Source organism: Mycoplasma sp. 21DD0573 (assembly GCF_034863425.1).
GTDB lineage: Bacteria > Bacillota_I > Bacilli_A > Mycoplasmatales > Metamycoplasmataceae > Mycoplasmopsis.
Genome location: NZ_JAYFEZ010000018.1, coordinates 1 through 10110, shown reverse-complemented (window position 1 = coordinate 10110; position 10110 = coordinate 1). Strand labels below are relative to the sequence as shown.

Annotated in this window: 10 protein-coding genes and 1 rRNA gene; 2 read left to right on the top strand and 9 right to left on the bottom strand. The window is 27.7% G+C overall.

The window, feature by feature from the left end; all coding sequences use genetic code 4:
* Window positions 1-8: 8 nt before the first annotated feature.
* From VBM86_RS02900 to VBM86_RS02880, 5 genes are all read right to left on the bottom strand, one after another.
* Window positions 9-776, bottom strand: a complete 768-nt coding sequence (locus VBM86_RS02900; protein ID WP_323189796.1) for a PQ-loop domain-containing transporter — start codon at window positions 774-776, stop codon at window positions 9-11.
* Between the two features lie 120 nt (window positions 777-896).
* A complete protein-coding gene (locus VBM86_RS02895) occupies window positions 897-1724 on the bottom strand; it encodes a Cof-type HAD-IIB family hydrolase (protein WP_323189795.1) in 828 nt (275 codons plus the stop codon).
* Between the two features lie 4 nt (window positions 1725-1728).
* Window positions 1729-2061, bottom strand: coding sequence for a histidine triad protein HinT (gene hinT / locus VBM86_RS02890; protein WP_323189794.1), 333 nt, complete (start codon window positions 2059-2061; stop codon window positions 1729-1731).
* Complete coding sequence (locus VBM86_RS02885) at window positions 2061-3290, bottom strand: HinT-interacting membrane complex lipoprotein P60 (RefSeq protein WP_323189793.1); 1230 nt, start codon at window positions 3288-3290, stop codon at window positions 2061-2063. Before VBM86_RS02885 ends, hinT begins: the two co-directional genes overlap by 1 nt.
* A 2-nt stretch (window positions 3291-3292) precedes the next feature.
* Window positions 3293-5446, bottom strand: a complete 2154-nt coding sequence (locus VBM86_RS02880) for a HinT-interacting membrane complex protein P80 (protein ID WP_323189792.1) — start codon at window positions 5444-5446, stop codon at window positions 3293-3295.
* An 89-nt stretch (window positions 5447-5535) separates the two neighbouring features.
* Between VBM86_RS02880 and VBM86_RS02875 the strand changes: the two genes are divergently transcribed.
* Complete coding sequence (locus VBM86_RS02875) at window positions 5536-6081, top strand: hypothetical protein (protein ID WP_323189791.1); 546 nt, start codon at window positions 5536-5538, stop codon at window positions 6079-6081.
* A gap of 56 nt (window positions 6082-6137) precedes the next feature.
* Here the strand turns inward: VBM86_RS02875 and rrf are convergent.
* The 4 genes from rrf to rpmH all read right to left on the bottom strand — a co-directional run bounded on the left by rrf (window position 6138) and on the right by rpmH (window position 8849).
* A 5S ribosomal RNA gene (gene rrf, locus VBM86_RS02870) occupies window positions 6138-6243 on the bottom strand.
* A 78-nt stretch (window positions 6244-6321) separates the two neighbouring features.
* A complete protein-coding gene (gene yidC, locus VBM86_RS02865; protein WP_323189790.1) occupies window positions 6322-8370 on the bottom strand; it encodes a membrane protein insertase YidC in 2049 nt (682 codons plus the stop codon).
* Entirely contained in the window at window positions 8370-8693 is a 324-nt protein-coding gene (gene rnpA, locus VBM86_RS02860; RefSeq protein ID WP_323189789.1) for a ribonuclease P protein component, read from the bottom strand. Before rnpA ends, yidC begins: the two co-directional genes overlap by 1 nt.
* Before the next feature lie 9 nt (window positions 8694-8702).
* Entirely contained in the window at window positions 8703-8849 is a 147-nt protein-coding gene (gene rpmH, locus VBM86_RS02855) for a 50S ribosomal protein L34 (protein WP_257089135.1), read from the bottom strand.
* Window positions 8850-9055: 206 nt separating this feature from the next.
* On the opposite strand from rpmH, the gene serS reads away from it, so the two are divergent.
* Window positions 9056-10110: serine--tRNA ligase (serS, locus tag VBM86_RS02850; protein WP_323189788.1), on the top strand; the 1055-nt coding region annotated here is incomplete at its 3' end.

Genomic DNA, 10110 nt, shown 5'->3' with positions numbered 1-10110 from the left:
TGATTCAATTATTGAGCACGGTGTGAATGTCTTACTGTTGTTTTTTGCGTTGTAAATTTATCGTGTAATGTAAATCCTAATTGGATTGAGAATAGTGTTAATGAAATTGATTGTCATACTAATCCACCAATAGCTGATGTTATTGGTTTCTTAGGAGTTGAGTTAATATTAATAAGTATTAATAAGATTCAGTAAACTATTCAAATAATGTTGTTTACAACATATAAAACATACATTCAGTATGAAACACCTTGTCATTGTTTTGTTTTAAACGATGTTATTAACTGAGGTAAGAAAGCAAATGTAGTAAATGCTGGGAAAATGAATCCCATAGCAGTTGAAATTGAATCATGTAATTTTCCAATTATATATGGATCTTCTTGACTACCAGCTCTACCATAATCAATAATGTAAAATACAGTAAATATTCCAGCAATAATTCATGTAGCTAAAACAGCAAGATATCCTTGTAATTTTTGTTTATTAGTAAATTCTTTTTTGTAGTAGTAAAGTAAACCTGTCATAATTCCGTTTACAAGTACACCCACTCCATCTGCGACCATAACAGTTATGAAATTTTCATTATTCTTATCTGTTGCACCTCAAATTACTCAAAGTAAAATCCCAATATGGAAAATTCAGAATGACACAAAGTTAACAGGACCTGTCTTTTTATCTTTAAGAATTTTCAATAATTGAGGAATACTTAATGAGATAACAGTAATCGCGCAAATTCATTTAACAATTCCAAATGCAGTTTCTAATGCAGTTAACATAGTACTCCTTTCAAATATAAATTTTGTCCTTTAATATGATGTATATTTTATATTATTTTTTATTTTAAGTAAATTAAAATAAAAAAGCACAAAATTTACTTTTGTACCTATGTATATGTGTTAAAAGTTTTCTGAAATGAATTGCCCAATTGTGTCTGTGTCATTATCACCAATAACAAAGTTAGCAGCTGATTTTGCTTCAATTGTTGCATTTCCCATAGCTACACCCACGTGCGCTTCTGAAAGCATATGAACATCATTTCCACTATCACCAAATGCTACAACTTCATAATCTTTTAATTGTTCTAATTCAACAATTTTCATAATTCCAGCTCACTTAGAAATGTTTTTAGGATTAATATCTGTGTAAACTGAGTTTGTTAAGTAAACTTCACAATCAAAATCTTTTAAACTACTCGTAATGTTTTCTGTAGCTTCTTTAGCATTGTGTTCTTGGTTTCTCATAGCCATTTGAGTTATTTTTGTTTCAGGATTACTGATTGCTTCTTTTACTTCTTCAATTGTAGCTTCATTAAAAATGTTCATATTTTTAACTTGCTGTGGTGACATTCATTTTGGATAAGTTCCATTAGGTAAAATTGAACCATTATAGTTATTTCCATCAACTGAAAGAACTAAATCATATTTAAGTGCATGTGAGTGAACTGTATCTAACATTTCTTTTGATAATTCACCTAATGTGTATGTCGTATTAGTTTTCATATTGTGAACTAACGCACCATTTGAACACACTAAATAATCAACAAATTTAAATGTATCGTGATTTAATGCAAGCATCTTGACTAAACCACGACCTGTTGCGATAACAATTTTATTTCCTTTAGCTTGCTCTTGAAGTAAAACTTCTTTTGTTGAAGGGTGAATTGTTTCGCTTTTTGTAAATAATGTACCATCTAAATCGAATGCAAATATTTTTGTCTGCTGCATAATTTTATTCTCCTTGTTCTTTGTACGGAATTACGTGAATGTGTGTGTGAAACACAACTTGTCCTGCTTCTTTACCTGTGTTGATTAATATTTTAAAACCTGGGATGTTGTTATCTATAACTCTTTGTTTAGCTAACATTCTAGCAACTTTCATAGCATGTAAGAAAGTTGTTTCATCATGTTCTAAAATATTAGATTTTTGCTCTTTAGGAATAACTAAGAAATGTCCTTCTTGTTGTGGAAATGCATCTAAAATCGCAATAACAACATTATCTTCATAGATGATGTTTGAAGGAATTTCTCTTTTAATTATTTTTGTAAAGATTGAATCATTCATTATTTAAGACCTGCTGTTTTATCTTTAAGTTCATCTATAGATGAAATTTTGTAACCCATTGTAATGTAAGCTGCTTTTGCATTTTTGTATAAGTTTTCATCACTGATTGAAATGAAGATAGCTAACTTATCTAATGAATCTTTGTAAATTGTTTGATCGAATGATAAAACTGTTTTTTCTTCTTTTGTTCCGTTTTCACTTGCATCAACTGTAATTTTTTTAGCAACTGGAACAATTTTAGCAAAGTAAGCTACTTCAACTTTTTTACCATCTTTTGAAACAGGAATTGGTTCAGCTAATTGTCCATTTTCATCAATTGAAACTAATTTACCATTTGTTAAGTTATAGAAACCAACTAAATTTTCAGGTGATGTTACTTTTAATAATTCATCAACAGTATAGTCTGATTTGTAAGGGTTAGATTTAATACCTTGGTATCCACCCATTGTAGCTTCAAATTCAGCTTTAGCAGGAACATTATTGAAAATTAAATCTGCTGTTGCAATGTTTTGAGCTTCTTTAGAATTCTTTAATAAGTTATTGTAATCTAAAACGTGTTTAATAACTTTATTAGCATCTGTATACATTTCATTTACATTGTCGTTTGTGTAATTTCATAATTGAACTGTTTTATTTGAGATAACATATTTAATTAAGTTAAATTGCTTGTTATCGTATTTTTTACCATATAAATTAAATGAACTTGGATCGATTTTTTCTAATACAACAACATCTGAAATAAAGAAGTAGTTTTTAACTAAAAGAAGTTTATTAACTGTGAAAGCTACATTTGTATTTTCATTGTTGTATAAGATTTGGAATTGTTCATTTGTTAAGTTAATGTTGTAAACATCTCTATATAAAGCGTTCAATGCAGCTAATTCAGTTTCATTGAAAATTCCGTTTGATTTTCACTTGTTTAATTGAGTAGCTAAATATAAGTTATTCTTTTGTGTTTCTGTAGCTAAAAATCCTTTGTAAGCAATTAGAGCTTCATTAAAGAATTTTTCATTTGAAAGTAAGTTTGTATCTTTTTCAACTTTGTATTGGTCTTGTAAAACTGATTTTAATCATAAGTTTTCTGCAATAGTTGAAACTGCAGGTTTATCAAATAAAATTACTTGTTTATTTTTTTCTTCTGTGTTTTTATCAACTCCACATGAAAGTGCAACTAATGGTGTGAAAGCAACTGGTGCTAAATATAAAGATTTTTTAAATATATTCTTCATTATTATTTGCTCCCTTCATTTTTTTCGAAGATTGAATAAACTAAGTCATTAATAACTTCGATAGCTTTTTTATCGCTATATACATTATCGTTATGGTTGTAAACTATTTTTGTAAGACCTTTATCAACTATAAAGTTGTAACTGTTTCCATAGTTTAATTGTTTTTGAATGAACTCACTTACTGATGTTAATACCGAAATTAATTTGCTTGTGTCTTCTCCACTTTTTACACTAGCAGCTTTTGCTTGTAAGCTTGTTACATCAGCATCTGTATAGTTTGCTCCTGTAGTTGTATTTGTTTTTGTTTTAAGTTCTGCAACAAATTTTTCATCGCTTAAAGCTAATGAAAGAATTTGTGAACTTGATAAGTTATTTGAAATTTGTGCAGGTGTATTGAAGTATGAAACATTTCCTAAAGCTAAGTTTTTAGCATCCTCAGCAATAAATTGTTTGAATTTATCTAATTCTGTAATTTGTGAATATCTTACAATTTGCACATTACTATCTGTAATTATCATAAATGCATCTTTCATATCTGATAATTTAAACACATAAGGAATTAATGGGTTATTTGTTGTTTGTGCATCTTGCACTTTTGAAAACATATAGTCAGCAATAACTTTGTTAATTGTGTTAAATCTTGATGGTTCAAATTTTAAGTCTTCTAACTTCTTATCGATTTGAACATCATAATCTTTAACAATTTTTGCTGCTTCATCAAAGTTTCTAGCTGATGTTAAATCAGGTTGCTCCATAACGTTTAAAGAACCTTTGATTGCATCAATTAATTCTTTTAATGAGAATTCAGGTAAGTTATTTTGTTCGTTAGCAAAAATTGAAGTTGCATTTACACCTAATGCAAGATCTAAATCTTTAGTAAATAAATTGATGTTTGATGTTAAACCTGGTGTTGCTAATTTTTCAACATCAGAATTTGTGATCGATGATAAGAAGTTTTTATATTTTTGAACTCTACTTACAAATTCTTCTTTAGTTTCATTTTCTTTTTGGAATGCATATTCTTCTGCTTTATTAAATTTTGTTAATGATGCAACGTTTGATTCTGCAATAAATGAATCAGCTGTTGGAGTTACATTTCATTTTAATAAGTTAAATAATTTCACTTTGTCATCGTCAGATGAAATTTTTCATGGATAAACTACATCATTTTTAGAAATGGTTCCTGCTAATTTGTAAACCGTAGGAATGATGATGTTATTTTTGTTGAAGTATTCAGAAATGAATTTTGCTGGTGATTTGAATTCTGTAATGAATGATTTTGTTGTTAATAAAGTAACTTTTGTTGAATCTGCTGATGGAGAAAAGTAATTAAGATTTTCTTCTAAATATGGGAAAACTTTATCACCTTTACTGAATAATTTAATTGGTTCACTGTTTTCACCTTTAACTTTGTTTCCGTTTTTATCAAGTTTATAAATATCTTTTGTAGCAGTTCTATTTACAAATGTTCTATCAACAACTTTGTATTCTAATTGATATCTACGTGTAGCGATTTCTTCAACTTGTTTGAATAATAAGAAATTTGTTGCATCTGTTTCATTAGCTGAATTTCCGTATTCATCTTTTTTAAGTTCTTCAAAAAATTGTTTTTCTCAATTTTGGAAACCATAAACTTTTTTGAAGTTAACTTTTAAATCTTCAAATTTAGCTTTAATTTGTCTTTTGATTTCATCTAATGATTTAAGTTCGATTGAATTATTAACTTCTTCATTATTTTGTAATGAACTATTGTAAATGTTTTGATATTGAATTGATGCTTCAACTTCTTGTTCATACATATAGAAAATTGCTTCTCTGTATGCATTTTTGATTTCTTCTGAAACTTCTTGACTTTGTGATTTTACTAAATCTGTTAATTTATCAACTGTTAATGAGTTAAGTTCATTACCTTTTGCATCATTAACAACAAAAGCAGATTCTTTTCCATCAACTGGTTGAATGTACTTGACCTTTGTAGTTGTAATTGTTAAAGGAATTGTAATAGATGCAATAACTCCAACTGTTAAAGCAGAAAAAATACCGATTAAGGTTTTAGATCTTTTTGATTTGTTAGTTGAAGTTTTATGTTTCTTCTCATCGTGTCTATCATTTAACTCAACTAAACGTTCAAAGAATGATTTTTGTCTTTTAGCCATTAATACCTCTTAGTTTTATAAAATTTATTTATTATGTAATAATAAATATTGTTTTAATTATATCAAATTTAATTTATTATAATTTCACTATGAAACAAGCAGAAATTAAAAATGTTTTTGAGGAATTACTCAAAATTAGTAAGGAAGAAAAATTCATTTTCTCCCTATTCTCTAGCACTTTAAGTCAAATTAAAGAGAAAAAAGAGTTAACTAAACCAATTCAAATTGTGATTGATGTTTATGTATTTTTGAAATTAAAAAACAAGTTTCCTGAGTTAATAAACATCTCTAATAAAATGAATAAAAACGAGAAATTTCTGCCTATTTTTTCTTTAAATAACACTGATATTATCCTTAATTTGCTGATTCAATCAACTGATAATAATGCTAAAAAGATTAATTTAGCTAAGAAAATTGTTGAAAAAGAAAATAACAAACAAAACCAATATTGTCATGAATTAATTGAAGTTTTGTTTTCTCAAAACCCAAATACAAGGTTTTTAATTTCTAGAGATAAGGAAGCTAAACTAGTAATTTCTAGAGTGAAAAATCTTAACCCGAACTACTATGATGTAGTTGAATTTGATGATTTAAAACTTCCTTATTTTCATATAGAAAATGTTGATTTAGATTAAAAATACCACCTGAAAAGGTGGTTTTTAATTTTTATTTTTATAAAAAGGTATAAAAAAAGCAGCGGCTCCCTATTTTCACTGTAAAGCTATCTTCGGCACTAAAGGGCTTAACTACTGAGTTCGGAATGGATTCAGGTGATCCCCTTTGCTATAACCACTGCATATATTATAGCACTATTAAAATAAAGTCAAGTAAATTTTTTATTTTTTTAATACTTATTATTTAAATGAAAAAGTTATTTATCGAGTTTTCTTATTTATGAATTTCTCTTTAAATTTCTTAGAATGTATGAGCTTGTGAATAATTAATGTTTGCATAATTGTTCATATTGAACCGAATAATCAATAAACTTGAACACCAGCTGTAAAGATTAAGGTAATTGCTGTGAACACAAGCATCATAATCTTTTGTGTTCTTTCAGATTTCTTAAGTGCTTCAGCTTCTGCAATTGTTGTTTTACGTTTCATTTTCTTACTATTAAGAAGTCTTGGTAAGAAGCTTGAAAGTAATTGGAACCCAACAACAAGTATTAAAATTCATAAGTAAACTCATTCTCCCTCAAACAATCTCTTATATGATGTTGAGGCGAAGTTAATACCAAGCCATGTTGTTTGTTTGATTTCAGGAATACTTTGAATAACTCTTCACATAGCAAGGAAAATCGGCATAGTAAGTAACATATTTCCAAATTGGTCTAATGGATTTATGTTGTATTTTGTATATAAAGCTTGAATCTCTTGATTTTTCTTAAGTTTCATAGCTTTATTATCTTCTAAACCTTTATATTTAGCTTCAATAGCAGCTTTTTTGTATTTAAGTTCTTCCATTACCGATTGCATTACAGTTGTTCTAAATGTAAATGCAAGTGTAATAAGACGTGAGATAATGATTGCAACTATAATTGAGATAACAGAAGCTCATCCAAGCATATCAGGCATTGATTGACGCATTGATTGCACCAACACTGAAAGTGGATATACTAATAAACCGTAAAATGGTCCATATTTTCAAGCTTCACCTCAAGTTGTAATAGGTTGTAATGGTAAATCACCTCTTAAAGGAAGTGTGTTAATGTTTTCAGAATAAAGAATATTTGTATTGTAGTCATATTTATCAGTTCTATTTAATTTGTATTGATTTTGAACTTGTTCTCTTCTTTCTTTATATTCTTCAGAAGATGTGTTAGGAACTTCTCCATTAAAGAATCCTAATTCATTCATGTATGACTGCATTGTATTTTGATATTCAATAAGCAATTGGTATTGTTCTTGAGTTAAGGTAAATAATGTGTTATTGTGTTCTGAGATATTTTCTTCTTTAACATTTGCTGGAATGTTATCAACTAATTCTTTAATAAATAAAGAAGGCTCTTTACCTAATTTTGCAGCAAATTTAGATCCTTCACCAAATGAATATGTATATAACATTTGGAGAATATCTCTAGCAAACTTATTAGAAACAGATTCGTTTTCTGATGTGTAGTTATAAATTTTTTGAATACCTGAAATGTATGTAATTTCGTATTCTTTTGCATCAGTAAGAACAGGAACTATTTTATCTACTTCTTGTTTACCGTTGACTTCCTTGTATTTTTTTTCTGTTTTGAAAGTCATGTAACTTTGAAGTTTACCTTTATCGTAGTTATTTTTTTCGTCTTGTGGGAAGGTGAATGGGAAAACAAAGATATCTGTAGGTTCTTTTACAAAATTGTAAGTTTTATCAGATGCTGTTGCAAATAAATAATTTTTAGCATCATCTGAACCTGTGTAAATTAATTTGAATTTTTCATCAAATTTGTAACCTGCGTTTTTAAGAATTTCAGAATTAAATGGAATTCTTAAAACAGACATGTATCCACCAGGGATACCATATTCACCCTTATGTGATTTTGTTTGTTCTCTAAGTTTGTTTAATATATCTTTATCAGAAACAAAAATGTTTGATTCAGTATCAAGTGCCAATCTGTCATATTCAAACACTTCAGATGTTTTGTTTTCTCCATTTGGATCTTGAAGTGTTACTAAATCTCTTTTTTGATTTGTGCTCTTTAAAGTATTAACTCTAGGTGCTATGTCACCTTTATCTCTATAAAACTCAAGTCCGTTACCTACGTTGTAAGAGTTTTTAATAACAAAGGATTGAACACACCCTGTTACAGTAAGCCCAAAAATTAACACATAAAAAACTATTTTTAATCATTTAAGGATTTTTTTAGTTAACTCTTTACGGTTAGTTTTCGGATCATTACCGTTAGTAAAGTATGAAAAATTTTTTGCGTTTTTCTTCATTATTTAAATTTCTCAAAGAGTTTTGCTATATGTTGTTTTTTGATAGCAAAATCTTCCTTCATAAATTCTTTACGAACAATTAAAACAAAATGATATTTGAGGTGATATAAATTCAGCTCATGCATAATTGCTCTTAATTGTCTTTTAAAAAAATTACGACCTACAGCTTTTGCGAATTTTTTTGGAACTGTAATTCCTGCAGCGAAGTTTTTTTGTTTCTTGAAATAGATGATTAAATATCTATTTGAAACAAAGTTACCTTGTCTTGCGTTAATTACATCTTCAAATTCTCAATTCTTCTTTAGTCGATATTGTTTTTTCATTGTTTAGAATTATTTATCAGAAACTGTTAATCTTTTTCTACCTTTAGCTCTTCTTCTTGCTAATACTTTTCTACCATTTGCTGTTTTCATTCTAGCTCTAAAACCATGAACCTTAGCATGTTTACGCTTGTTTGGTTGATAAGTTCTTTTACTCATAATTTCCTCCTTATGTGAATAATTTTATATTTTATATAAGCGTGTTTAAATTATAGCAAATGACTAATTTTTTAGCATCTATTTTTTTAGTATCATTTTTTGAATTATTTTGCTTAATTTAAGGGTTAAAAAATCTATTTTCAACATAATAATTCATTAACTCTTTATTAATGTATAATTTAAACAATTTAAATTACGAGGTCAAAATGCTAGATATAAAATATGTTTTAAATAATGAAGAAAAAGTAAGAAAAAACCTACAAAACAGAGGTTTTAAAATTGAAATTTTTGATGAATTTGTTTCATTAGCTAAACAAAGAGGTAGCGTGATGAAACAATCACAAGATAAAAAAAGTGAATTAAACAATCTTTCAAAACAATTTGGTTTACTTAAAAACGATAAAGGTAAATTAGTTGAATTAAAAGCACAAATTGAAGTAGTTAAAAACGAAGATTTAACTTTATCTAACCAAGAGCATGAATTAAATAGCAGAATTAATGAATTAATTTTACAAATCCCTAACGAAACTTTAGAAGAAGTTCCTGTTGGAGAAGATGAAAATCAAAATGTAATCATTAAAGAGCATGATAAATTAGGTAGAGGTCTTGTTAAAGATGTGTTACCTCACTATGAAGTTGCTAAAAATTTAGGTATCTTAGATATTGAAAGAGCTGTTAAATTATCAGGTTCAAGATATGTAATTTACAAAAACAATGGTTCAAAATTAGTTCGTGCATTAATTTCATTTATGTTGGATTTACACACTTCAAAAGGTTATGAAGAATTTACAACACCTGTAATTGTTAAAGATAAAATGTTATATGGAACAGGTCAATTACCTAAATTCAAGGAAGATTTATATAAATTAGAAGGATTAGATGAATATTTAATCCCTACTGCCGAAGTTACATTAACGAACATTTACAACGATGAAATCATTGACTTATCAACTCCTTTTAGAGCTACAGCATATACAGAATGTTTTAGATCTGAAGCAGGAAGCTCAGGTAAAGATACAAAAGGTATCTTAAGACAACATGAATTTAAGAAAATCGAGCTTGTAAAAGTTACATCTGCAAAAGATGCTATGGTTGAGTATGAAAAAATGGTTGAAGATGCTAAAGATGTGCTTGAAAAATTACAAATTCCTTATAGAGAATTACTTTTATGTACTGGTGACTTAGGATTTTCTTCAAGAAAAACAATTGACTTAGAATTATGATTACCTTCAGAACAAAGATATAGAGAAACATCTAGTGT